Origin of the sequence: Paraburkholderia sp. SIMBA_054, assembly GCF_046534875.1 — a bacterium.
Classification (GTDB): domain Bacteria; phylum Pseudomonadota; class Gammaproteobacteria; order Burkholderiales; family Burkholderiaceae; genus Paraburkholderia; species Paraburkholderia hospita.
Genome location: NZ_JAWRXV010000312.1, coordinates 1 through 387, shown reverse-complemented (window position 1 = coordinate 387; position 387 = coordinate 1). Strand labels below are relative to the sequence as shown.

The 387-nt window shown below is 50.4% G+C and carries 1 protein-coding gene; it reads right to left on the bottom strand.

From position 1 onward, the window contains the following. On the bottom strand, positions 1-387 hold a 387-nt coding region (locus SB822_RS55260), incomplete at both ends, for an AbgT family transporter (protein WP_410858866.1).

The following is a 387-nucleotide window of genomic DNA, read 5'->3' as shown; positions in this document are numbered from 1 at the left end:
GCAAGCTCCTTCACTGCTTCTGCCATAAAGTTTATGCCATCTTGCGAAGTTTTGATTTTGCCGACAGTCCGGCCATAGATCCACCCGAGGAAGAGGAAGAATATGGCAAAAATGGCCACCGCGCTTTCCAGAAATGGTGAAGGTACCAGTCCACCATTTTCATTGCGAAGCGGCGATCCGGCAGGCACTACGGCTGCGACTATAATGACTATGAGTGCCAGCGTTGCCCAACCAACGCGCTTCAACCCTTGCAGTTCCAGTTCACTGACAGGATGAACATCGAGAACCACGCTACCACGATATGTGCCAGCCATGGGTTCGACAATTCGCTCGATAATGAATGCGCCAACAATTGAAAGTACGATCGCTGAGGAGGCAATGAAATAG